At 64.5% G+C, this 22940-nt stretch carries 21 protein-coding genes and 3 pseudogenes; 10 read left to right on the top strand and 14 right to left on the bottom strand.

Translation table 11 applies throughout. The features are described 5' to 3' along the window. Positions 1-324: an urease subunit gamma gene (locus FDZ84_RS20005; protein ID WP_168587156.1), complete on the bottom strand. Its 324-nt coding sequence runs from the start codon at positions 322-324 to the stop codon at positions 1-3. Between the two features lie 809 nt (positions 325-1133). On the opposite strand from FDZ84_RS20005, the gene FDZ84_RS20010 reads away from it, so the two are divergent. The 4 genes from FDZ84_RS20010 to FDZ84_RS20020 all read left to right on the top strand — a co-directional run bounded on the left by FDZ84_RS20010 (position 1134) and on the right by FDZ84_RS20020 (position 3219). Then, positions 1134-1346 carry a hypothetical protein gene (locus FDZ84_RS20010; protein WP_168587157.1) on the top strand — a complete coding sequence of 71 codons (213 nt, stop codon included), beginning with the start codon at positions 1134-1136 and terminating at the stop codon, positions 1344-1346. Between the two features lie 47 nt (positions 1347-1393). Then, a complete protein-coding gene (locus FDZ84_RS39025) occupies positions 1394-2128 on the top strand; it encodes an ATP-binding cassette domain-containing protein (RefSeq protein ID WP_246868290.1) in 735 nt (244 codons plus the stop codon). After that, the gene (locus FDZ84_RS39030; protein WP_256413763.1) at positions 2059-2583 is read left to right on the top strand and encodes an oligopeptide/dipeptide ABC transporter ATP-binding protein; all 525 of its coding nucleotides are present in this window, start codon (positions 2059-2061) and stop codon (positions 2581-2583) included. Before FDZ84_RS39025 ends, FDZ84_RS39030 begins: the two co-directional genes overlap by 70 nt. Before the next feature lie 78 nt (positions 2584-2661). Then, complete coding sequence (locus FDZ84_RS20020) at positions 2662-3219, top strand: Lrp/AsnC family transcriptional regulator (RefSeq protein ID WP_168587158.1); 558 nt, start codon at positions 2662-2664, stop codon at positions 3217-3219. Between the two features lie 79 nt (positions 3220-3298). Here the strand turns inward: FDZ84_RS20020 and FDZ84_RS20025 are convergent, their stop codons facing one another. Next, entirely contained in the window at positions 3299-4093 is a 795-nt protein-coding gene (locus FDZ84_RS20025) for an energy-coupling factor ABC transporter ATP-binding protein (protein ID WP_210435009.1), read from the bottom strand. Positions 4094-4209: 116 nt separating this feature from the next. Between FDZ84_RS20025 and FDZ84_RS20030 the strand changes: the two genes are divergently transcribed. Next, positions 4210-4449 (top strand): hypothetical protein, encoded by a 240-nt coding sequence (locus FDZ84_RS20030; RefSeq protein ID WP_168587159.1) that lies wholly within the window; start codon positions 4210-4212, stop codon positions 4447-4449. 1044 nt (positions 4450-5493) lie between these two features. Here the strand turns inward: FDZ84_RS20030 and FDZ84_RS20035 are convergent. The 9 genes from FDZ84_RS20035 to FDZ84_RS20075 form a co-directional block, all read right to left on the bottom strand. Further along, complete coding sequence (locus tag FDZ84_RS20035; protein WP_210435010.1) at positions 5494-7011, bottom strand: peptide MFS transporter; 1518 nt, start codon at positions 7009-7011, stop codon at positions 5494-5496. Then, on the bottom strand, positions 7008-8447 hold the full coding sequence (locus tag FDZ84_RS20040; RefSeq protein WP_168587160.1) for an FAD-binding oxidoreductase: 1440 nt from the start codon (positions 8445-8447) through the stop codon (positions 7008-7010). Before FDZ84_RS20040 ends, FDZ84_RS20035 begins: the two co-directional genes overlap by 4 nt. 43 nt (positions 8448-8490) lie before the next feature. Next, positions 8491-9063 (bottom strand): helix-turn-helix domain-containing protein, encoded by a 573-nt coding sequence (locus tag FDZ84_RS20045; RefSeq protein WP_168587161.1) that lies wholly within the window; start codon positions 9061-9063, stop codon positions 8491-8493. A 307-nt stretch (positions 9064-9370) separates the two neighbouring features. Continuing rightward, positions 9371-11743, bottom strand: coding sequence for a LuxR C-terminal-related transcriptional regulator (locus FDZ84_RS20050; protein ID WP_168587162.1), 2373 nt, complete (start codon positions 11741-11743; stop codon positions 9371-9373). A gap of 194 nt (positions 11744-11937) precedes the next feature. Beyond that, positions 11938-12939 (bottom strand): family 2 encapsulin nanocompartment cargo protein polyprenyl transferase, encoded by a 1002-nt coding sequence (locus FDZ84_RS20055; RefSeq protein ID WP_168587163.1) that lies wholly within the window; start codon positions 12937-12939, stop codon positions 11938-11940. Positions 12940-13229: 290 nt separating this feature from the next. Next, positions 13230-14075, bottom strand: a complete 846-nt coding sequence (locus tag FDZ84_RS20060) for a terpene synthase family protein (protein WP_168587164.1) — start codon at positions 14073-14075, stop codon at positions 13230-13232. Between the two features lie 72 nt (positions 14076-14147). Then, entirely contained in the window at positions 14148-15383 is a 1236-nt protein-coding gene (locus FDZ84_RS20065; RefSeq protein ID WP_168587165.1) for a cytochrome P450, read from the bottom strand. A 66-nt stretch (positions 15384-15449) separates the two neighbouring features. Next, positions 15450-16745, bottom strand: coding sequence for a prenyltransferase/squalene oxidase repeat-containing protein (locus FDZ84_RS20070; protein WP_168587166.1), 1296 nt, complete (start codon positions 16743-16745; stop codon positions 15450-15452). A 239-nt stretch (positions 16746-16984) separates the two neighbouring features. Then, positions 16985-17212, bottom strand: a complete 228-nt coding sequence (locus FDZ84_RS20075; RefSeq protein ID WP_246868292.1) for a 3-deoxy-7-phosphoheptulonate synthase — start codon at positions 17210-17212, stop codon at positions 16985-16987. A 160-nt stretch (positions 17213-17372) separates the two neighbouring features. Here FDZ84_RS20075 and FDZ84_RS40765 point away from each other — a divergent pair. After that, positions 17373-17465: pseudogene (locus FDZ84_RS40765) on the top strand (aminodeoxychorismate/anthranilate synthase component II); the annotation flags it as partial. A gap of 81 nt (positions 17466-17546) precedes the next feature. Here the strand turns inward: FDZ84_RS40765 and FDZ84_RS20085 are convergent. Next, complete coding sequence (locus FDZ84_RS20085) at positions 17547-18932, bottom strand: PLP-dependent aminotransferase family protein (protein ID WP_168587167.1); 1386 nt, start codon at positions 18930-18932, stop codon at positions 17547-17549. A gap of 238 nt (positions 18933-19170) precedes the next feature. On the opposite strand from FDZ84_RS20085, the gene FDZ84_RS20090 reads away from it, so the two are divergent. Further along, positions 19171-19461, top strand: a complete 291-nt coding sequence (locus FDZ84_RS20090) for a hypothetical protein (RefSeq protein ID WP_210435011.1) — start codon at positions 19171-19173, stop codon at positions 19459-19461. 267 nt (positions 19462-19728) lie between these two features. On the opposite strand, the pseudogene FDZ84_RS40770 reads toward FDZ84_RS20090, so the two are convergent. Both FDZ84_RS40770 and FDZ84_RS40775 read right to left on the bottom strand, forming a co-directional pair. After that, positions 19729-19875, bottom strand: a pseudogene (locus FDZ84_RS40770) (transposase); the annotation flags it as partial. Positions 19876-19882: 7 nt separating this feature from the next. Further along, positions 19883-20035 (bottom strand): annotated as a pseudogene (locus FDZ84_RS40775) (transposase); the annotation flags it as partial. A 1218-nt stretch (positions 20036-21253) separates the two neighbouring features. Between FDZ84_RS40775 and FDZ84_RS20100 the strand changes: the two are divergent. From FDZ84_RS20100 to FDZ84_RS20110, 3 genes are all read left to right on the top strand, one after another. Beyond that, positions 21254-21568 (top strand): hypothetical protein, encoded by a 315-nt coding sequence (locus FDZ84_RS20100; protein WP_210435012.1) that lies wholly within the window; start codon positions 21254-21256, stop codon positions 21566-21568. 49 nt (positions 21569-21617) lie between these two features. Next, positions 21618-22349: a Clp protease N-terminal domain-containing protein gene (locus tag FDZ84_RS20105; protein ID WP_168587169.1), complete on the top strand. Its 732-nt coding sequence runs from the start codon at positions 21618-21620 to the stop codon at positions 22347-22349. A 98-nt stretch (positions 22350-22447) separates the two neighbouring features. Then, positions 22448-22906 (top strand): GreA/GreB family elongation factor, encoded by a 459-nt coding sequence (locus FDZ84_RS20110; protein ID WP_168587170.1) that lies wholly within the window; start codon positions 22448-22450, stop codon positions 22904-22906. Positions 22907-22940 lie beyond the last annotated feature (34 nt).

Raw genomic sequence — 22940 nt, forward strand, 5'->3', positions numbered from 1 at the left:
TCACACCGACACCTCGTCCTGCTGGATCGGCTTTTGCAGCACAACCATCTTGGTGCCATCCGGAAATGTCGCTTCGACGGCGAGGTCACGCATCATCTCGGGCACCCCTTCCATACATTCGCTGTGCCGTACCACCTTGGTGGCGCTGTCCATGAGTTGCGGAACGTCCTGACGGCCGGCTCGGGCTTCTTCCAGAATGTAGGCAGTGATGATCGCCATCGCCTCGGGATAGTTGAGCTGAACTCCTTGGGAACGCCGCGTGCGGGCAAGGTCGGCGGCAACATGCACCAGCAACATTTCACGATCTCTCGGGGACAAACGCATGGATGGCGCCTCCACTTGAATCTGGTTCGGTCGCACGCGCGGACGCGTGCTGCACTTCGGGAAAGGCAATCAGCTCGTAGGGACTTGCGCCCTCCATCTGAGCAACTCCCACGGGTATGTCTCAAAGCGCCGACACCAGCGCTGTGCACTGTCGGCTTGTCCCCAGCGGAGCTTCGGGAGGCACCACCGCCGTCCGCATTCGGTGCATCATGGCAACGGTGGCGTGAAGATCGCATGCGATCGCGATATGGCCGCAGGAAGTGACTTCGTCAGAGCCGGCACATGCCGCTTGAGGGGGATCGCAACCCGGAATGACAGTGGCGGGTCCGACAAACAGAGGTGTCGGGAGCCGTCCCGTATTCGGGTGTGGTGTAGTCCTTCTGCGGGATAAAGCCGCAACACTCGGGGCGTTCGATGAGCACAGTGCGACCCTAGAGCAAGAGTGGGCAGCCCTTGCTCTGGCAGAAGCATGAAAGATTGACCCATTCGGGTGGTTACATGCTGCGACGAGCACATACATCGGGGTGGAGTATGGAGTGTCCGCCTGCCAACAGATGTGCCAGCGCCGCATGGAATCAATTCCATAGTGGACATTGATTGTCCTTTGATTTCCGGTTTGGGTTGGGGCATTTCTGGCTCTTCGTGGTGGAGCGGATTCTGTATCCGAGTGATCACGTGTGGTGATAGCCGGGTGTTGCGTTCGGTAGCCGTGGCCGGTTCGCTCGAGGGCGGAGACGAAGCGCGCCCACCGGGCCTGTGATGATCGTTGTTCGACCAAGATCAAGGATCATCAGGTGGGCGGTGGGCGCGTGTCACAGACTACGGTGTCGGCGGAGTTGCTGGGGCTGGAGGGGGTCGAGGTCGACCTCGTCGAGCGGGAAGCCGACGGTTCCTGGACGGTGCACGTCACGACCGCGGCGGGACGGCGGGCGTGCTGTCCGGGCTGCGGAGGAGCATCAAGTCAGGTCAAGGAGTCCACGACCCACACCCTCGCCCATGCGACGCTGGTCGCGATGCGCTGACCTGGCATAAGTCCCGATTTTGGTGTGAGGACACCGAGTGTGACACGGTGAGCTTCACCGAGATGGGACCGGTGGCCGGTCGGCGGGCGAGGGTGTCGGGGCACGCCCGGACGGTGATGGGGCATCTGGTGGGAGACTGGCTGGTGCCGGCGTCCCGGGTCGCCGCCGGGCTCGGGGTGGCGTGGCACACCGTCCATGACGCCTTCGCCGAAGTGGCGGCTGCGGCCGGTGTCCACGTCACCGACACCAAGACCGACCCGCCTGTCCCCGAGGCTACCGGTGAGGACAACGCCACCAGTGACGGTGAGCGGGTGGGGGCTGATACGGATTCCGCTGCCCTCGGCAGCGGGGTGGCCGCTCGGCCGTGCCGGTCGGTGGGTGGGGTGTTGCCGCCGGTGGCGGTGCTGGGCCTGGTCGGCGAATCGGGTTGTGGTAAGAGCACGCTCGGGCGAACGATCATGAACCTGGAGCGGGCGAGTTCCGGCTCGATCCGCCTGGCCGGTCAGGACATCACCCGAGCCGGGCCCCGTACGCTTCAGCGGACCCGCGCGCAGGTGCAGATGATCTTCCAGGACCCGATGAGATCCCTGGACCCCCGGATGCGCATGGAGCGGATCGTCGGCGAGGGCCTTGCCGTCCAGGGGTTGGCCGCCGGGAGCGGGCCGCGAGCGTGGCCGAGGCGCTGGAACGCGTCGGTCTACGCCGTGACCAGATGCGGCGTTATCCGCAGCAGTTCAGCGGCGGTCAGCGGCAGCGGATCGGGATCGCCCGCGCGCTGGTGATGAACCCGAAGCTGGTGATCGCCGACGAGGCAGTCTCCGCGCTGGACGTGTCGGTCCAGGCGCAGGTGCTCAATCTCATGAGTGACCTGCAACGGGATCTGGGTCTGGCGTATCTGTTCATCTCGCACGACCTCGCCGTTGTCGAGCATGTGAGCAACCGCGTCGGGGTGATGTATCTCGGGAAACTGGTGGAGTTGGCCGAGACGGGGGCGCTCTACGCGAACCCGCGCATGCCCTACACGGAGGCGTTGCTCTCCGCGATCCCGGCAGGCGAGGCCGGCGGCCGGGAGCGGATCGTGCTCTCGGGAAGTCTGCCCAGCCCGCTTGACCCGCCGAGCGGTTGCCGTTTCCGTACTCGCTGTTGGAAGGCTCGGGATGTGTGTGCTGTCGAAGAGCCCGCGCTGCGCGAGGTTCGGCCAGGCCATTGGGCCGCGTGTCACTTCGCCGATGCATGATCGACGAGATCAAGTGCATACTCGGCGGACGATCGCAGCTGCGAGCCGCATGCCGCGCGACATGAGGGAGAGGTTGGTATGGCGAACCGGGATTCCGCTGCTGGTGACCGGGAGCGAAACGACATGACCGAGTTCGTGCTGGGTGACTCCCGGAAAGCCGATCTCGATGCGATCGATCTCCGGCTGCTGAACCTGCTCGCCGATGACGCCCGGGCCAGCCAGCGCAAGATCGCCCGGGAGTTGCGTATCTCTGCTCCAACCGTCGGTGAGCGCATTGCGCGGCTCGAACGCGAAGGCGTGATCCGCGGTTACCGGGCGGAGGTGGACTGGGGTGCGCTGGGCTTCCCGATGCAGGTGTTCGCCTCCATCATCGCTGCCTCCAACCAGGCGACCGTGCTGAAGGCGCTGCACGAGATCCGGGAGGTCGAGCAGGTGTCCGTGGTCACCGGCTCGATGGATCTGCTGGCGCGACTGCGGGTGCGAGACCCAACGCACCTGCGCAAGGTTCTGCTGGAGGCGATCTGGCAGATTCCCGGTGTGGTTCGGGTCGAAACCCTGGTGAGCCTTGCCGAGACGACCCATAAGGACTACCTGCAGGGGATGATCGGCGTGCTGCAAGGGGATCAGGAGTCCTGAGCCCGGGGTGTGCGCGGTGCAGGACCAAGGCCCGTGAGCGTTTTTCGGTGCTATGGCACCCAAAATCACTCACGGCCATTCAGACTCCGGCCGTCGACCGCCCCATTAGCTGGGAAACCAGTTCGGGCATGGACAGGGCGGAGCCGCCCAGGCCGATACGGTCAGCGAGTTTGCGGGCGGCGGGGGCGGCCAGGCCCGCGGCGAGGAGAAGGTCGGGCTCGGCGAATGCCTCCGCGGTCTTGGTGTCCGCGAGCACCCGCCGATCCGCCATCCCGACAGTCCGGGCGAAATTCTCCGCGACGAACTCCCTGTCGTGGGTGATCGTGACGACCGATTTACCGTCGTTCGTCAGGGTGCGCAGCAGGTCCGACAGCAGGGCAGTCGCCGCGGCATCCTGGCCTGCGGTGGGCTCGTCGAGGATGATGACGTCAGGGTCCATCGCAATGACCGAGGCAATCGTGACGAACTTCCGCAGGCCGAAAGGGATGTTGTACGGGTTCTCGGTCAGTTGGTCGTCGATCCGGCAGAGCTTGGCGGCCCGCAGCACCTGCGCGATCACCTTCTCGCGGTCGAAGCCGAGGCGCCTGGGCCCGAACGCGATCTCGCTCGCGACGTCATCGTGGAAGATCTGGTCGTCCGGATTCTGGAAGACGTACCCCACCTGCCGGGAGACGTCGGCCGTGGAACGTCCCCGGGTGTGCACGCCGTCGACCTCAATGCTCCCGGTCGACGGCCGGAGCAGGCCGTTCATCATCTTGACCAACGTGGTCTTGCCGGCGCCGTTCTGGCCGATCACGGCCACGGACTCGCCGCGCTCGACGGAGAGCGAGACCCCTTCGACGGCCGGATGGCCATTCGGGTAGACGTAGGACACGCCGGTGACGGTAAGCAGGCTAATCGGACGGTCTCCAGCCAGTCGTGCAGCGCGTCTGCCGCAGCTTCGAGGGTGGTCGGTACGGTGGAAAGCGGCCCGCCGGCCTCCGCCATCAGGTGTCCGAACCGCGCGTAGCTGGGCGGCGCGACCCCGAAGGTGCTCAGGTCAGGATCCGCAAGGACCTCCGCTACGGCTCCAGAGGCGACCACGCGACCACCGTCCAGGACCGATACGGCATCGGCGATCTCGGCGATCAGATCGATCTTGTGCTCCACGAGGACGACAGTCTTCCCGGCAGCCTTCAGTTCCCGGACGATGTCGAAGATCAGGACGCTGCCCGCGGGGTCCAGCTGTGAGGTCGGCTCGTTGCGCGTGGTCGACCCGGATTCGCAGAGTGCGGGGCCAGTGCGGCCAGCCGAGACTGCCTCGATGACTTATCGGAACACGCCGAGCCCGAACCGTGGTCCCCGCCGCCGTGGTGGACGGTGTGACAGCGGGCGGGACGGTCTCGGCGATTCGGGCCTTCGCCGCCGTCTGCGGCGATCATGGCGTTCGAAGGTCAATGTGCCGGGTTAGCTCCAGTTACGATAGTGCCTTAACGGACGCATTCTTCGCGACGCTCAAACGCGAACTACTCCACAATGGACGATCTGGCGTGGAGTAGTGAAGCCGAGGCCAGACAGCAGGTCTTTCGCTGGATCGCCTTCTGCAACCACCGACGCCGACGGGGGCTGCGATCCCCACCGGAGCCCCCGATGAGGACCGCGTGGGCTTGAACAGCGTTGTGCTGCGTTGAACGGTACCGAGCTACACGGACTTGACCTTCCTTTTGGCTCTTCTGCTTCTTCCGTGGGCTAGGCGAGTCCGGGGATTGACACGTCTACCGGGACATGGCACCGGTAAGAACCGGCATTGTCACTCACGACGGGCCGGGTATCGGTCGTGAGTGGTGGTTCCGGTAAGAGCCGGCATTGTCACTCACGACGGGCCGGGTATCGGTCGTGAGTGGTGGTTCCGGTAAGAGCCGGCATTGTCACTCACGACCGGACGGATGCTCGTCGTGAGTGACTGTTCCGTTCCAAAAACACCCGGGTGGTCCCGAGATCCAGCGCCCGCCACCGAGGACGCCCACCACGGCACGCCATTGGCCTTCGGCACGCCGTTCTACGTCCCTTCGGTTCCTGACTCTGGACAAGCCAGAAACCCAGACCAAGCAACGGCGTGCCCCCGTCTCTGGGCCCAAAAACCCAGCTCACACCACCCACGGAAACGTCACAAGAGCCCTTCTTTTCTGGTGTTCTTGCAGCTCACTGTCTCTTGTGGACATGACTTGCGTATAAAAGGTCGCAGCAGGGTGTTGCGTCATCCAAGTGCGTTCTGCTGTCACTTCTTGGACCGGGTCAGCGTTCCAGCCCTGCGCCCAGGAGACGTCCCAGCGGTCCGCGCCCGGCGAGGAGTGCTAGGCCGATTCCGATGCCGCACACGGCGGTGATGGTGAAGTAGGAGGCGTTGTTGATCGCGGTGAACAGCTGGCCGAGCAGGCCTGCCAGGGACGAGCCCAACGCGAGCGTGAGGAAGTTAAGGCCGACCATTTGTGACCGGAACTTCTTGGGGCCGATCTTCGTGGCCAGGGACAGCCCGATCGGGCCGACGAAGACTTCTGAGGAACCGGCCGCGATCATGAACAGGAGAATGAGGGCCAGTGGGATCTCGGCGTCTCCGGTTGCCTCGGAGATGATGAGCAGGAACAGGTAGGCGCAGCCGATCTGGGTCAGCCCGATGGCGAACTTGGTCACCGGCCCGGGTTGCCGCTGTCCCATGGTGTTCCACATCCGGGCGATGAGCGGGGTGATGAGGACGGCCGCCAGCGGGCTGACGGTCGTGATCCAGGCGACCGGGAACGTCCATCCGCCGATGTGCAGGTCGATGCGTTCGGTGATGAGGATCGATATCGCGGTGAACTTCTGGAACAGGAAACCGAAGTACACGCCGGAGGCCAGGAAGAGGGGAAGATAGCCGAGGATGCGCCGGCGCTCGTCGCTGGTGACGGCCGACGAGGTGGTCATAGTGAGGAAGTACGCGGTCGCAGCCAGCAGCGCGGCGACGGTCACCACGGTGGACAGGTTCTCCGCCCGGAGCAGTCCGGTGGCGAGCGCCGAGCCCACGGCGGCGACGAAGACGAGGCCCACGATGACGACGAGCGGGCGGCGGTTCGGGGGCAGGGGGTTGTTGACGATCCGGGCACGCTCGGGCAGGTGCTTCATCGAAACGAGGTACTGGACCAGCGCCACCACCATGCCGATAGCTGCCAGCCCGAATCCGTAGTGGAAACCCAGTTCGTTCTGGGCGAGGCCGGTGGTGAGCGGACCGACCACCGCACCGATGTTGATGGCCATGTAGAAGTAGGAGAAACCGGCATCCCGATAACGCCCGTCGGGGTTCTGATCCAGCACGAAGCCGACGATCGAGGTGATGTTCGTCTTCAGCGCCCCGGTGCCGACAACGATGCACACCAGACCGATTCCCAGCCCGGCGAAGCCGGGCGCGAAGGCGAGCACCACGTGCCCGGCGGTGATGACGATGGCGCCGGACAGCACCATGTGCTGCGGGCTGACGAGCCGATCGCCCAGCCAGGCCCCGAAGATCTGGGACAGGTACACGGCGCCGCCGTAGGCACCGACGATGCCCGCCGCGACGGCCGGGGCCACGGCAAGACCGCCGGCTGCCAGCGCGTAAAGCAGGTAGAACGAAAGGATGCCCTGGAGGCCGTAAAAGGAGTAGCGCTCCCACAACTCAGTGAAGGCCATACTCCACAGGCCGCGCCGGGGCGAATGCCCTGACTGCCCTGACGTTTCGGGCGATGCCTTGTCGGGATTGCCGCCTGCAGCCGTCGTGTTCTGGTGCGGTGTGGTGCTCATTCGCTAAGTCCTGCCAGTCGCGAGCCGAAACGAGCAATGAGAGAAGTGTCCTGGGAGTGCCTGCGTTCTTCCCACCAGTCGGCGACGCCGAAGAGCCGGTACATGGCGTGAACCCCGATCCAGCGGATGGGTTCAGGCTCCCAGCGCCCGGAGTCGTGATCGTTCCACGGTAGCCGAGTCAGCTCAGTATCACGCCCGGCCGCCCGGTCCAAGAGGGTCTTGGCCGCGAGATGGGTGGCGGTGACGCCGTGCCCGGCGAAACCGCGCGCGACGCCGATTCTGGTGGTTGGATCGAACGTGATCCCGGCGCACCAGTCGCGGGTCACGCCGATGGCGCCCCGCCAGGCGTGTTCAATGCTGAACTGCACATCTGGGAAGAAGAGTTGGAGCCGTTCACGCAGGGTTCTTACGGTGCGGGCGTCCACCTCGCCTCGGCCGGGAGTGCCGGAGTTGAAGGCGTAAGGCGTACCGCGGCCGCCGATGGCGATGCGGTCGTCGGCGGTGCGCTGCGCATAGACGAAGGTGTGCGCGGCATCGCCCAGACATTCCCGTGCCTGCCAGCCGATCCTGTCCCACACATGAGTTGGGAGCTGGTTGGTGACGACCATGGAGGAGTTGACGGGGATGACCTCGCGCTTGCCGAGACCGCGGATGGCACCGTCAACCTGCCCGGAATAGGCTTCCAGGCAAGCAAGAATGGTCCTGGCCCGCACGGTCCCGCGTGACGTGGTCACAACACCGGGCGCGATACGGGTGGCGCGTGTGCCCTCCACGATGCGTACGCCCTTGCTTTCCGCTGCCTGTGCAAGGCCGTGAACGAGCTTGGCTGGATCGACGCGCGCCGTGGTGCGGGTCAACACGCCGCCTAGCGCCGGCCGGATGGTGATCCGCTTTTTCACGGCGTCAGCATCAAGTAGTTCGAGGTCCTCGGCACGGTAGCCGTTCGCGAGATCCGCGGCGTAGGTCTGTTCGAGGCGTTTCATCGCAGCCGGGGTCGTGGCCACGCGCAGGTGCCCACCCCGCTGCTGGTCCGCCTGGATGCCTTCCCGATCCAGGATGCGGAGTATTTCGTCGACGGCGCCGTCCATCTCTTGCTGGAAGGCGGCGACGGCAGCGGCGCCATTGCGCCCCCGCTTGCGCGCAGCCTTGGCATACACGGCGCGATTGCCCGGGATGAGCGGCGAGAGCCAGCCGCCATTACGGCCGGAGGCACCGTATCCGACCTCCTCCGCCTCGAGAACGGTCACGGTCATCCCGGGGTTCTCCACCGCCGCGTGATACGCGGCCCAGAGCCCAGTCAAGCCACCGCCCACAACGACGAGGTTCTGCTCCTCGTCGGGCAGGTCGGCTTGAGCCCGCGCCGGGCCCGCCGACGCATCCGCGGTGCGACCGGTCGCCATCCAGTGCGAAATCTCTCCGTTGCGATACGGGGACATCAGTAACTCCAACAAGGGCACGCCAGTGACTAGGTAGGGAGGTTCAATAGGTGGGGGGTGCCAAAGCCCACAGGATTCGAGCCTCTTGTGAGCCGGTGGCCTCGACAACCCGGTGCGGGTCGCTGCTGTGATAGTGAATCGAGTCCAGGGCGGAAAGCTGGTGGCGCTGCTCGCGGACCCACACCTCCACCTCACCGGACAGGACCAGCAGCAGTTCTTCGGAGCTGCCGTGGGTGTAGGGCTCCACGCCGGTGGAACCACCAGGACAGAAGTGCCCGAGCAGTACCTCCAGGTGATCGAAGGATCCTGGGGTGAGCTTGACCTTCGTGGCGCCGTCACCGAATGACATGCCGTGGGTGTCGCGGAACCGCAGCACCGGGCTGGCCGTGGACTCGCCCTGCTCGAAGAGATCACCGACCGTGAGTTTCAGGACCCCGCACAGCCGCTGAAGGGTGCGTACGCTCGCGTTGACCTGGTCGCGCTCGACCTGAGACAGGTAGCCCTCGGTGAGACCGGACTGGTTGGCCACGTCTCTCAGCGTCAGCTGAAGAGCTCGTCTACGCCGACGCAGGCGAGCACCGGTACCCGCTCGGACGTCGGGATATGCCTTCGACATGGCGGGAAACCTAACAGGACATTGATATGATCACAATGCCTTTTGGCCTCATCAAATTTTTCTTTGATCCACCGGGCTGGTGCAGGCGGGTTGTGAGTGGGTTGAGACGCCGGCTGTCACTGAAGGGGCTCTGTAGAGCTCTGCCGCTCTCCGCACGCCAGGATGGGCTCCCCCGGCTGTCGCCAGGGCTGCCATGAAGGTCCGCCGCTCGCCGTTCCCCAAGGACAACAGTGAGTGCTTCGCGGAGCTGCGTGTTCTCTCTGCAACAGGGCGACGGTCGGGTCGGTGGCGGTGATCGTGGCGCCGATCAGGTTGATGATCGTTTCGTCAGACAATCCCTGACCCAGGTGACGATCTGCACCCGAGAGGTGACTCCGAGCTTGCAGAGAATGTGCTCGACATGCGTTTCGGCGGTGCGCTGCGAGATCACCAACGCTTGGGCAATCTCCTTGTTCGACAGCCCTTGCGTGACCAGCATGGCGACCTCCTGCTCCCGCCGGGTCAGTACTGGCAAAGCGGAATCCGCGGCAGGAACCTGGGCTAGCGTCGGAGTCGCCGGAGCCTGTTCACCGAGCGCGTAGGACACCGCCTGGTCATTGCCTAGCTGCGTGCCCTGCCGATAAGCCTTTTCGTACGCCTGATCACCCAGGACTTTCCTGGCGTGGCGCTCACCGTCGCGGTGCCACCGCAACCAATAACTCGCGTTGAGCAGGGGGCTGCTGCCCAGGAGCTTCCACAGCGGCTCGACGGCACCGAACAGTCGAGCGGCCCGCCCCGCGTCACCGCGATCCATCGCCACCAGACCCAGCTGCTCGATGCACAGCGCCAGGCCCAGCGGGTCATTGAAGTTGCGCTTTATGCGAAGGGCGGCCAGTGCCTCCTCTTCTGCTGCCTGAACGTCGCCGGCGAGCCGCCGAGCATGCCCCAGGTACCAGCGCATCCAGGCCAGCATCCACTCCTCGCCGGCCCGCTCACAGATCGACCGGCCTTCCGCACAGGCCTCGCCGGCACGTTCGAAGTCGCCACGTGCGAAATGCACGCTGGCCAGAAGGTTGAAGGAGAGCAGGGCGGGGGCGGAAGTGCTGAGCTGCCCCGTTGCGCGATACCCGGCCAGCGCCTGCTCCGCCAGCTCGGACGCCCGCGCCGTATCATCGCAAAACCATGCATGCCATCCCAGGAAATGGGTAGCGTGGGCCTTGGCCGCCCGATCGCCCACGTGGTCGGCCACCTCGATGCCCTCCTGCGATGCACGCTCTGCATTAGGGAGGTCTCCCTGGACAATGGCGATCCAACCGCGCACCCACAGGGCCCTCGCCCGTTCCTGGCTCGGTTCCCGCGACAGCGCCAGCAGCCGGTCCAGCCAGTACCGGCCGTCCCGAACGAAACCGCTGCCGATCCAGTGGAACCACAATGCACCGGTGAGCAGCAGTCCTGTCCTGGCCTGACCGGGCTCGGTGCAGCAGAAGTCCAGCGCCGCCCACAGGTTCGGGTTCTGGCTCTGGAACCGCTGCCACCATTTCCGCTGCTGCGGCCCGAACCATTCCGCGTCGGCCTGCTTGGCCACCGCTAGGTAGTAGTCCCGGTGCCGACGCCGCAGCAGCGTCTCCTCGCCACGGGCGGCCAGCTGCTCTCGCCCATACTGGCGGATGGTCTCCAGCATCCGGTACCGCGTCGCGGTACCGCCCTGCACCGGGGACACCACTGACTTTTCCACCAGTCCGGACACGGCGTCGAGGATGTCCTCCTCGGCCAGTCCGGCACCGGCACACACCTGCTCGGCCGCCTCGAGATCGAACTCACCCGCGAACAACGACAGCCGAGCCCACAACACCTGCTCGGCCGGCGAGCACAGGCCGAAACTCCATTCCACCGCTGCCCGCAACGTCTGCTGTCGGGCGGGCGCCATCCGGTGCCCGGTGGTGAGAAACCGGAACCGGTCCTCCAAATGTTGCAGGATCTGGCCAACCGACATGGCCCCCAGCCGCACCGCGGCGAGTTCAATCGCCAACGGGAGCCCGTCCAGCCGTTGGCATAACTGCGCCACCTCGGCCTCGTTGTCCGGGTCCACCGTGAACGCCGGCTGCACGGCCGCCGCCCGCTGCTCGAACAGCGTCACTGCCTCATGCTGACCGACGCCGTCGTCCTGCAACGGTCGCCCACCGTTCGACGGCTCCAGCCGGGGTACCGTCAGCGGGGGCACCGAAAGCACCTGCTCCCCAGCAACGCCCACTCGTTCCCGACTCGTAGCCAGCACCTGAACCCCCGGCGCCGACCGCAACACCGCACTCAGCACCGCCGCAGCTGCCGCCAGCACGTGCTCACAGTTGTCCAGCAGGATCAGCAATCGCTTGTCCGCCAGGAACTCCACCAGGACGGTCAGCGGCTCCCGCGCCGACTGATCCGGCAACTCCAGGGCCGCCGTCATCGCGTTCACCAGTATCCCGGGGTCCTGCAGCTGGGCCAGCTCCACCAGCCGCACGCCATCCGGGAACGCCCGTTGCAGCTCCCGGGCCACGTGCAGTGCCAGCCGGGTCTTGCCCACCCCGGCCGGACCGGTCAACGTCACCAACCGTGACCCCGACAGCCGCTTCTTCACCTCAGCAGACAGCCGCTGCCGACCTACAAAGCTCGTCAGTTCGGTGGGAAGCTGCCCGACACGGGTCTGGAGCACAGTACTCATCGCAGTCCTCGATACCGAGCTTACGAGGGCTACGCAGTCACGGCCAGCGCCGTGACCGCCTGCGCGCGCCCTGTTGATCATGGTCCGACAGGCTGGAGCGGTATGTGGCTGAGCGGGCGCGAGCGCGTGAGCTGGATGCCGATGAGGCAACCGGCTGTTGCACAGAGCCGCCGGTGTTCCGGTACATGATCTACTCAGTGGTTGCGGTGCAGGACAAGGCTGGCAAGGCCGGTCAGACCAGCGCGGGCGGCGGGTACGCAGTCCGCGGCGTCCAGACAAGCAACGGCCGCCGTCATTTCCTCGTCCGCACGGGTACGCGCCCAGTCACGGCCCCCGGCCAATTCCACCAGCTCACAAGCTCGATCGACCCGGATCGGGTCCTCGGCCGCATAAACTGCGGCCAGCTCCGCGCCCGCAGCTGTGCCGGAGGCCAGTGCCGCAATGACCGGCAGCGACTTCTTTCGCCGCGCCAAATCCGATCCCACCGGCTTGCCGGTCACCTGTGGATCGCCCCAGATCCCCAACAGGTCGTCCACCAGCTGGAACGCGATCCCGAGGTGGATGCCGAATCGGCGAAGCAGCTCCACCCGATCGGCGTCAACACCGGCGGTGAGTGCGCCCAGGGCGCACGACGTGCCTAGCAGGGACGCGGTCTTACCTTCGACCATGCTGATGCACTCGGCCAGATCTACCTGAGCACGGTGTTCGAAGGCCACGTCGGCGAGCTGTCCGGCACACAGCTCGATCACGGATTCGTTGAGCCAGCGCAGCGCCGTCGCCGTCCACGGAAAGTCCCGATCGGACAACACTTTATTGGCCAGCGCGACCATTGCGTCCCCAGCCAGGATCGCCTGCGGGATGCCGAACACCGACCAGGCAGTCGGTCGATGCCTGCGCAGCTGGTCGGCATCCATCACATCGTCGTGCAGTAAGGAGAAGTTGTGCACCAACTCCACCGCCACCGCAGCTGACAGCGCGTCGACGCCCGATCCGCCCACCGCCTCGGCCGACAGGAGTACCAGCGCAGGACGCACGGCCTTGCCTGTATTGCCATCGACCGGCGTTCCGTCGGCGTCCCACCACCCGAAGTGGTATCCGGCGATCCGGCGAAGCATGCCAGGCAGGCGGTCGACGGCTGCACGCAACTCGTCGTCCAAGATCTGCCGTCGCCACGACAATAGGTCAGATGCCGTCATCGCGTCCCTACCTCTCAGGTGTGGATGTGATCTGGTCATTCGTGGGACCGGAGGGACCAGGTGCTCCGGGTGTGGCTGTCAGTTCGGTGCCGTTGGATGGCTGAAGGAAATCGGGTCAGCCGGCTGCGGGCCCAATTGCTGGATATCTTCCCCGCGCTGGACCTGACCGACCGGGCCCGGTCTTGCTGCTGACCGGCTACCAGACACCGGCCGCGATCCGCCGCGCCGGCGTCAAACGTGTCGAGGACTGCCTCATCCGCGACCGCAGTGCCACCAAGCCACGCCACCCGTCACCGCGGCGGCCTGACAATCGCATCAGGTATCTCCTTCGCTGCGCGATACCATTCGGAGGAGCGATATATCTGCGTGGCTGCGTGGATGAGTTCATCGTAGAACGGCACTACACCCGAAGCTGTCAACTCAGAAAATCGACCGAGATCCCCGGTTCTCCTCGCATATTCACGCCGTCGCTCCTCGAGCATACCAACGACACGGTCTGCCGCTTTGTCCATCGGAAGCTGCCACGCTTCACGGCCGACCAGTACGAGGTTGAAATTTTCCTCGATCTCTCTTTTCGCGGAGAAAAGGTCATTGGTCCATCCGATGTAATCGGCTACCAGGCCGGCAAGAACCGCGTCTTCTCCGGACGTCGAAACTGGAATTCCGCGCAACGCGCGCTCGACGCTAAGAAAGGTCATTACCGGAACATGGCGGCGTACCTGGATAAATCTATCAAGTGGCATCGTGACGCCGTCGTCGATAGCTTCGTATTTGATCACCGTGGAATCAGCCATGCGTCGAAAGGAACCGGCAAGAACAGGCCACTCGTTTGGCGGGGTCAGAGATGTCAAACGTTCCCAAAAATCAGCAAAAACCTTGGCGGGTGATCCTTGTGATGAGGCTGGGGTTTTGAACTCAACGGCACGATGCATGCTGTCTGCAATGTTGCGCACCAGATCGACGTTGACCACCAGTCTGTCGTCAATTTTTCTGACGGAATGGCCGTCTACGAGGTAATAAAATAGCATGAAGAGCTTTCGTGCCGCCGACCGTTCGTCATCAAGCTGCTGCAGCCAGTTTGTAGCAGATTCGATGTGCTGCAGCATTGATTTCAGATTCCGTTCGCCCGGAGCCATTTCTCTCCCTTGGCTGCTATATTGTCATTTTTGGAGGCGTGAACCCGAACGAATGTCATGCCGGCTAGTGGCTTACGGCAATTCGGCATCGGTAGATACCAGAAAATCACTCAAAGCCCGCAACGGAAACCTAGGCAGATGATGAGTGCTTTGTCCGGAGACCAAGCGGAGATTCGGAAAATTATGTGCAAGCCTGTCGAGTGCGATGGAAAGTTCCAGTCGAGCGAGTGCGGCACCCACGCAGTGGTGCGGGCCACCACCGAAGGCTAGGTGGGACCGAGCGTTCGACCGCTCGGTCAGGAATTTATTGGCCTCGGGGAAAACCTCTTTGTCGCGGCTTCCTGCGCCGAACGCCAAGAATATTCTAGACCCCTTAGGGATAGGAGTTCCGGCTATTTCGCAATCAGCTTTCGCGGTCCGAAAAAAACCGCTGATCGGGCCATCGAACCGGAGACCTTCCTCAACCAAGGCTGGCGACTTCACGGAACCCTCAGCCAACTCACGCCAGCCGGCTGGCGTGGTAAGCAGCCTATATGTGATAGATGCGAGAGCCTGTGCGGTTGACTCATGCCCCGCGGAAATAAACGTCGGAATCTGCGCCACCACTTCATCAGCCGTCATCCTGTTCCCGCGGATATCGCTGTGCAGCATGTAGCTGATGAGATCTTCGCGCGGATGCTTCAAACGGTCCGCCACTATACTACGGCTCATAGCGACAAAGTCGCGCAACCCCTTGAGACATCTCTGTTGCACCTCGGCGGGGGGAGTCTCCCGAGGGAGTAGTACCGAAATACGCAGTTCCGTCCATTCTCGGCACGAATCATGGTATTCTTCCGGAACGCCGAGAACGGACAAGATCACAGACAACGGAAAGGGATACGCAAATTCTGAAATAAAGCTGAAAGTCGACCTGCTGCTCATGCGCTCAATTAAGGAGTCGGCGACCCGGATGATCTGGGGCTCGTAGGAGTTGAGTATACGCGCGGTGAAGCCGCGGCCCGCCACGGCGCGGATTCTGGCATGTTCGGGACCATCGATGGACCCCATAGGAGGCGCGTTGCCACGCCAGGTCTCCAAGGCGTGAAGCAAATCAGGAGACAGTGTTTTCGGCGGGCGAGGGTTGTGATCACGACACGAGAAGAGAGCGCTATCCCGAAGTGCCCGCTCAATGTCCGAATGCCTGGTGACACACCACGCTTCAAGGCGATCGGAATAGAACACCGGGCGCGTCTCTTGAGCGGACAAGAGATAAGGATAAGGATCCTCCCGGTGAGTAGAAAAGGGATCGAAATCGACAGATTTAGGCACCCGTAGCCCCTTATTGGTCAAATCGCTACTAGTATCGCATTCTATCGTCAGAGTTGCCTCAACGCATCATCTCTTGCCGTTCCCTAATGCGAACTTTAAGAAATCGTGGAGTCCGGTGGAGGCGAACGCGTGAGTGTGTGACGGATAATGGTTCAGAAGTGGCCGAGGGCCTGCCATAAACGGAGAGCCAACCCAGGTGCCTTGATCGCTCTGATTGCCTATGAGAAAACTTGCCGCGTTGCGCAGCACTTGGTCTGGTGTTTCTTTCGATCTGGCAAGTACCGAGAGGGCAAGGCCAGTCGCGGCCGCAGACGAACTGGAGTCGTGATCAAAGGCAGGCCATCCCCCGTCGGCACGCTGTCGGGTGATCAGATCTTGGGCCGCGCGACGGCTGGTCTTGTGGTCGATGCCGATAGCAACGCTAATCTCCCGCACCGCATAGCTTTTTGTCGGATACCAATGAGCGGACCACCCGGCTTCTTCGTACTGCTTAACCAGCCATCGCACAGCCCGCGAAGTATCGAGGGAGGTCATGGAGTGGGTGGTCGCCGCAGAAACGACGTGAGCCGTCACGTCAGGAGACGGGACATCGTCCGCGGACTGCCAGGTCATCCACAATCCATCATCACGTTGAACGCGACGTAAGTAGTCCACAGCGCGGCTTGTTACTCGACGCCCCGCTGCGCTTCCCGCTAGCGCCAGGAGCGCGGCGCCAGTTGTATCGTTATCTGATTCAAGACCCCTTTTGCATGCCCAGCCGCCATCATCGGATTGAGTTCGTTCAACGAAGCTCAACGCGGCGGCCAAGGATTTTTCATCGAATAGTCGGCACCCGCGCAGGGCGCGAACCATGAGCGCGGTATCCCAGATATCAAATGGAAGATAACGCCATGTTCCGTCAGTGCATTGGTTTTCAAGTAAATTTGTAAGGCAATTCCGGGCCGCCTCCTGCTCGTTCGCAGCGAGCAGCGCTATGCATGCAACCGCGGATATCGCGGGCATGAGGCAAAATCCACCATCAGTCCGTTGTTCAGCGACAAGATCGGTCACTGCATTCCTGGAGATCGAGTTTCCCAGGCGGGCGTCAGCAATAATCTCCGCCGCTGCCAGCAGGGTCCTCTGCCATTGCTTGACCCTTTTTCCGCGAAGGGCTCCGACGATGTCGAGGAGGTGCGCCGCATCCGAATATGGGCAATTTTCGATTACGGAGATCGATTCGACCAACAGAACCCGTCCCGACCATGTTCGGCTAGTGTTCGACAGGTTGGGAGCTGGCTTCTTTTCGGCGCCAAGCGCCAGCACGCGCAGCCATTCCTCTAGCTCTGTCACAACGGGGTCGTGGCACTGCGGCACCGCGTTCATGAGCCATTTCCGTGCGCGCTCGACCGCTATGGACGCTCCGCTCCCTGCCTTTGCCAGGCAGAGAGAAACGATAGCGGTGTCGAATATTCTGGGATCAGACGGAGTCTCCCAATACCCGTCTCGGTGCTGAGTGCTGCAGGCAAACCGCACAGCAGCCTGAAGTGACCGTTTCGTTTCTTCCTTCAAGTCAGGAGCGAACCGGTTTGCTTCTCGGAATGAACCGTTCGGCACTGTAGTCCTCATTTTTCAGCAGGAGTGGTAGTAAAAATCTGCAAACGAGTCATTCGCGGGCCGATTGCCACCGCGGCAAGTCTGGACCGCAGATAGTCGCATGCGCTTGGGGTGACCAATGCCGGCGCGGCGGCCAGCCTGGCGAGCACGTTGTTCAGGGCAGCGCGGTCCGGCGACTCCGGTTGGTGCGCTTCGGGCGCGTCACGCCACGAGGCGAGTAACTCGGAATTCGTCATGATCGCAGACCACCACAAACTCCGCCTGGCGTGCAATGAATTGACCGAGTGGTCCGGTTGGCAGGGCATCGATTGGTCTGGCTAACCGCGACTCGGGCTTGGCGGCCTCGGCGTATACGCCGACCTACCCGACCGGTGCACGGTCACCCGGTATCACTCGATCGTCGTCGCCGAGCCGTTTCCGGCGGAACTCGTCTGCACGGCACGGTCGATCGACGACGGTTATCTGGTGGGTTTGCGTCACCGGAATCTGCCTGTCGAGGGTGCGCAGTTCCACCCGGAGAGCATCGCCACCCCGATGGCACGACGATGGTCGCGAACTTCCTGGCCGGCGTCACGACGCAAGCAGCCCGGTGACCTGAGCCATCACGGCGGCGAGCACACCGACGGCCTCCGCGAGCAGGCCACGCCGCACCGCGCCGTAACCGAGCATCACCCCGGGCGCGGACGGCCGGCCGTCGAAATGGAAGTGCCTGCCAGGATGTACGAGAACCGACCTCGTCCGCGCGACGGTTGCCAGCCGGACGTCGTCGACTCCGGCAGGCAACCGGACGTAGGCGTGCGTGCCGGCGGGTACGCCGGCCAGCCGGGCCCTCGGCAGGTGTTCTGCGACGGCGTCCTGCAGCACTGAACGCCGCGCCCGGTAGGTGCGCCGGACCTGCCGGATGTGCTGGTCCAGCAAGCCGGACGAGACGAAGTGGGTGAACGCCAGCTGGGTGAGCGGGTCCGGAGCGCCCAACTGCGCCCGGCCCAGCCGACGCGTCACTACCTCGGGCGCCACTGACCAGCCGAGCTGCAAGCTCGGACCGAGCAGGCCACGGGTCGACCCCGCGTAGATCACCCGTTCCGCCCCACCCCGCTGCAGGGCGAGCGGGCCACTGCTGGCGCCGAACCAGAGGTCACTGTCGCGGTCGTGTTCTATCACCCAGCCGTCCACGTCAACGGCCCAGCGCAACAGCGCCTCCCGCCGGCTAGGCGAAAGCACGGCCCCCGTCGGTACCTGCGCCACCGGCGTGACCAGGACAGCGCGCGCCTTGGTCCGCGCGAGCGCTTCGACGTCGACGCCCTCATCGTCCACGGGCACTCCGGTGACCCACAGGCCCGCCCGCTGGGCGATCCTGACCTGCCAGGGTGCACCGGGATTCTCCACGGCGATGTGGTCGACACCGAGCTCGCGAAGGATGTGGCACAACACGCCGAAGGTGTGGTCGAAATTCGCGGTGACGACGACCTCGGCGGCGGTCGCCTGGACCCCCCGCGAACGGCCGAGGTACGCCGCGAGCTCGGAACGGAGCTCCGGAACACCGAGTGGGCGCCGCCAGGGGCCGGGCCCACCGATCGATCGAACCACACCCTGGTATGCCTTCAGCCATTCACGCGCGGGGAAGAACTCCGTGCTGGTCGCGTCGACACGCAGGTCGAAGCGGGCGTCCGCGGTCCCGGTCGGCTGCTCGACCGCAACCCGGCCGAGGTGGGGCAGATGTGTCGCCACCCTGGTTCCCGACCCCTGAGTGGCCCTGAGGTAGCCCTCGGCGATCAACTGTTCGTAGGCTTGGACCACGACGCTGCGCGAAACCCCGAGGTCTGCAGCGAGATCGCGGCTCGATGGCAACCGGACACCCGGGTGCAGGGTGCCGTCCCATATTCGTTCGCGGATGACTGACCGAATCTGAACGGTCAAGGACAACGGCGACTTCCGGTCGATGGCGATCGGTAACATTCTTCCCCTCTTCAGCGCGGAAATGGCCCGGCCGGCAGCGGCATCTAATGGTCTTGGTCAGCGCCTCCGCAGACTGGAACGCTGAACACGAAATAACAGCGGAGGAGCAGCGATGACCGGCCAGGCACCCGTACTCGACACGATTCGGAAAAAAGTTGGGCGGAGATTCTTTCGGCGCTCACGGACGGCCAGGACCTCACCGAGAGCGATACGGAGTGGGCCATGGGCGAGGTCATGCGTGGCGGAGGCCGGCGATGCCAGGCTGGCCGGTCTGCTGATTGGCCTGCGGTCCAAGGGAGAGACCGTCGCTGAGCTCGACGGGCTGGTTCGCGCCATGGACGCGCACGCGGTCAAGATCGGTGTCGACGAACCGTTCCTGGACATCGTCGGTACCGGCGGAGACCAAGCCGGCACGGTGAACATCTCCACCATGTCGGCGATCGTCGCCGCGGCAGCGGGTGCGCGGATCAGCCCACAACGCGGAGATCACGCTGCGGTTCCTCGAGGGCGAACGCGGTCCGGTCCGTGAGGCCGTCCTGCTGTCCGCCGCAGCGGGACTTGCCGCGGCCTCGCTCGACGCCGCGCCCATCACGGAGCGGTTGGGTGGTGCGGTCCGTGCGAGTTCGTCGGGTCGAATCCGTCCGGGCGGGGTGTCGAAACGCTGATCGCAGGAGATGGCCATGACGTACAGGTCGCGGGATTGGCGGCCACGTCCGCAATCCAGGATTGTCGCCGTAGGCCTCATCCGTGGTGAACCAGCCGATGCCGGCACCCGCATCGGAGTCCAGCAGGTGTCCAGCATGCGCTGCGCCAGTTGGGGTTTGGTCGCGAACTCGACGTCATCGTCGATCCCCGCCTCGGCCAGGCGTTGACGGTCGCCCGTCCACGACGCCGGCAAATACAGTTCCCGGTCGACCAACGCCCGACCCCTTGACCGACGCATTGGTCAAGAACACGCCCGGCTGACAGTTCTCGATCCGCCCGGCCGTACCCGAGTACTGGCGCTGGACACCGACGGATTTGGTGCCTTTCTGCAGAAAACCCGTCTCATCAGCGAGCATGATCCCGCCGCGATCACCAAGGTTGCCGAGTACGTACTCCAGGGATCATCACGCATCTCACCGGCGTTCCAGCGGTAGAAGTCCGGCAACCGCTGCAGGCCGTCGGAGGTAACGCCCCCGGCTTGCTCGGCCAGCCCCCACGAGTTCTTCCGCTGCAACCCGAAGCCAACCCCGGCACATACTCACCTGGCACGGCGACGCGAGTCCGCCTGCGCGAAATCCGCTGCCATCGAGAACGGCCCCTCAGCCCGGCCTGTCACCGAGCGAGCCGATCACCGGCCCGCACTTCGATGCCGAGATCAGTTCCGTGCTCACCAAAGGTGACAGCCACCGGCCCGCCGAAGTGATGCCAGTAGCGCTCACTTCTTGCGGGCGCGCATCCAAAATCCTGTGACGTTGTGTGCCACAGGATTTCGTGGACCTGCTTCCCCAGTTGACACTATGGGTCAGACAGCCGGAGTCGGCACTGGGTCGACGCTCATGCGTGGGCCGAGAATCCGTATGTGATGATGTTTCCGCCGCGGCTTGGACGGAAATTGCCGCTCTGGATCCAGAACGTGGACGGGCTGCGGGTGCCGAAGTCGTTGATCGGCTCGGCGGCGGTGCCGGACCCAAAACCAGTGAACTTCTGGCACTGACCACTGTTCACTGCTGACTGGTGGCGTCTGAGGCGGGCGTCGTAGCAGCCAGCACGGCGGCAGATGCTGGGATACCGACAGCGATGGCGGAAGAATTTGGTCGCTTGAGTGCGTTCGCGAAGGGCATGTTTTCTCCGTTTCAGCGTCTCTGCGTCGAACCACTATTGCTGCGGGCACACGAGAATTGCGTTGTGAAACTATGCCGGAGAGATTCGGCCCTGCAACAGGGCGCGAACGGATCTGCCCGTGCGGGCACGAAACTATTCCCTTCCGGGTCCGCCGTCAGGCATCCTCTAATCGGCCGATTCGGGAACGGACGAGATCGCCGGGAAGCCCGCTGCGGCGCGTCGCCGCTACGTGCTTCTACCGCGCGGACTGAGCATTTCTCTTTGTCGTTTTCGTGGTGGGAAGCGCTGACCACGTCATTGGTTGCCGGCGTAGTTCTGGGGGCCTGCTGCTGTTGAGGCTTCTCGGGATGCTGCATTGAGCCCGGGTTTCACCGATTCGTCGTTCGAGTGGCTGACCGCCGTTGTCCCTTCCGCTCGGTTCGGACGACGAGGTCTGAACGCGGGACCGCGAGTGCGGCTGCCGCGGCCCGGGGCGTTGGCCGGATGATGTAGTCGTGGATGTGGGTCAGCGGGATGAACTGGTGGGGGTGGCCGAGTCGCTTGAGCGGCTTGCCGCCGTTTCGACGCGTGGCGATTGGCAGGTCGAGGGGTTGCTCGCCACTCGGCCGGAGGTCGTCGCTCACTTCGAGGGTGGGGCTACCGAGCACGTTGCCGAGGCTCGGGCCGGTAGTGCTCGGTGGATCGCCGCTCTTTCGCCCGCTCTCGTGGAGCCGCTCGCCGCGTGGCTCCGGGCGGCCGCCGGGCAGGAGGAGATCGATGCGGCGGCCCTGTCGTTCGCTCGGGCTCTTCGTCAGCGACTACCCCAATGATCGTCAACTCGAGGTTGACGATCCGGCGTCGTCAACTTATGGTTGACGCATGGCTGATTCAGTTGAGTTCTCCGGTCAGGTTCGGCTCGACGACCTGATCCAGTCCATCAAGAAGGCGCACGGCGACGCCCTCGACCAGCTCACCGACGCCGTCATCGCGGCCGAGCACCTCGGGGAGGTCGCCGATCACCTGATCGGGCACTTCGTCGACCAGGCCCGGCGTTCGGGCGCTTCCTGGACCGAGATCGGGAAGAGCATGGGCGTCTCGAAGCAGGCCGCGCAGAAGCGGTTCGTGCCGAAGGGCGACGCAGCGGGTTTCGACCCCAGCCAGGGATTCGGCCGGTTCACCCCTCGGGCCCGCAACGTCGTGGTGCTGGCGCAGAACGCGGCGCGCGACGCGGGCAACGTCGAGATCCTGCCCGAGCACCTGGTGCTGGGGCTGCTCGGCGAGCCCGATGGGATCGCCGCGCAGGTGATCGTCGCGCAAGGGGTAACGCTGGAGGCCGTCCGGGAGGCCGTGACCGCCGCGCTGCCGCCGGCGGCCGACGAGGCGCCGCAGATCCTCCCGTTCGACGGGTCGGCGCGGAAGGCGCTGGAGCTCACCTTCCGCGAGGCCCTGCGGCTCGGGCACAACTACATCGGCACCGAGCACATCCTGCTCGCGCTGCTGGAAAACGAGGACGGCAACGGCGTTCTCTCCGGGCTCGGCATCGACAAGGCCGCCGCTGAGGCCAGCATCACCGCCGCGCTCGCCGCCGTCGTTGCCCAGATGAAGAAATGATCCACCGGCCCAGCCGCCGGTTTCGTGTCGCCCCGGCTCGGGCATCCGCTGAAGATGGCAGTCGGTAGGCGGTCGTCTCCGGGCGGAAGGATCGGGTCATGGGTGGCGAGGAATCGGCGGTGGGTCGGGCTCGGTTGACCGAGGAGATCCGCACGTTGCGCGCGCGGCGGCAGCAGCTGGTCGACGAGTTGAGGCAGACCGACGACCCCGGGGACCGCGGCGACGCCGCGCAGGAGCTGCAGGGCGGCGATGAGCTCGTCGCGATCGACGACCGCATCGCCGGACTGGAGGGGCTGCTGGCCGGTGGGCAGCCCGACGTCGGAGGACTGGCGCCCGGTACCGAAGTGAGCCTGCGGCTGCCCGACGGCACGACGCAGGACTTCCGGGTCGTGGCCATCCCGGAGGAGATCCCATCGGGCGCGGAGGATACCTCGCTGACCTCCGACAGTCCGCTGGGGCTGGCGCTGGCCGGCAGCCACCCGGGGGAGACGGTCGATTTCCCGACCCCGGAAGGCCGAAACCGGGTCGAGGTGATCAGTATCCGGCCGCCGAGCTGACCTGCTCCGCGACTCGCCATTGTGGACAGTCGTG

It is taken from the genome of Saccharopolyspora sp. ASAGF58 (genome assembly GCF_012277335.1).
In the GTDB taxonomy this organism is placed as follows: Bacteria; Actinomycetota; Actinomycetes; order Mycobacteriales; family Pseudonocardiaceae; genus Saccharopolyspora; species Saccharopolyspora hattusasensis.

Coding starts and splice junctions, on each gene's coding strand:
- FDZ84_RS20005 (WP_168587156.1), bottom strand. CDS start 324: ATGCGTTTGTCCCCGAGAGATCGTGAAATGTTGCTGGTGCATGTTGCC.
- FDZ84_RS39030 (WP_256413763.1), top strand. CDS start 2,059: ATGCGGCGTTATCCGCAGCAGTTCAGCGGCGGTCAGCGGCAGCGGATC.
- FDZ84_RS20020 (WP_168587158.1), top strand. CDS start 2,662: ATGGCGAACCGGGATTCCGCTGCTGGTGACCGGGAGCGAAACGACATG.
- FDZ84_RS20035 (WP_210435010.1), bottom strand. CDS start 7,011: ATGAGCACCACACCGCACCAGAACACGACGGCTGCAGGCGGCAATCCC.
- FDZ84_RS20040 (WP_168587160.1), bottom strand. CDS start 8,447: ATGTCCCCGTATCGCAACGGAGAGATTTCGCACTGGATGGCGACCGGT.
- FDZ84_RS20045 (WP_168587161.1), bottom strand. CDS start 9,063: ATGTCGAAGGCATATCCCGACGTCCGAGCGGGTACCGGTGCTCGCCTG.
- FDZ84_RS20050 (WP_168587162.1), bottom strand. CDS start 11,743: ATGAGTACTGTGCTCCAGACCCGTGTCGGGCAGCTTCCCACCGAACTG.
- FDZ84_RS20055 (WP_168587163.1), bottom strand. CDS start 12,939: ATGACGGCATCTGACCTATTGTCGTGGCGACGGCAGATCTTGGACGAC.
- FDZ84_RS20060 (WP_168587164.1), bottom strand. CDS start 14,075: ATGGCTCCGGGCGAACGGAATCTGAAATCAATGCTGCAGCACATCGAA.
- FDZ84_RS20070 (WP_168587166.1), bottom strand. CDS start 16,745: ATGAACGCGGTGCCGCAGTGCCACGACCCCGTTGTGACAGAGCTAGAG.
- FDZ84_RS20075 (WP_246868292.1), bottom strand. CDS start 17,212: ATGACGAATTCCGAGTTACTCGCCTCGTGGCGTGACGCGCCCGAAGCG.
- FDZ84_RS20085 (WP_168587167.1), bottom strand. CDS start 18,932: ATGTTACCGATCGCCATCGACCGGAAGTCGCCGTTGTCCTTGACCGTT.
- FDZ84_RS20105 (WP_168587169.1), top strand. CDS start 21,618: ATGGCTGATTCAGTTGAGTTCTCCGGTCAGGTTCGGCTCGACGACCTG.
- FDZ84_RS20110 (WP_168587170.1), top strand. CDS start 22,448: ATGGGTGGCGAGGAATCGGCGGTGGGTCGGGCTCGGTTGACCGAGGAG.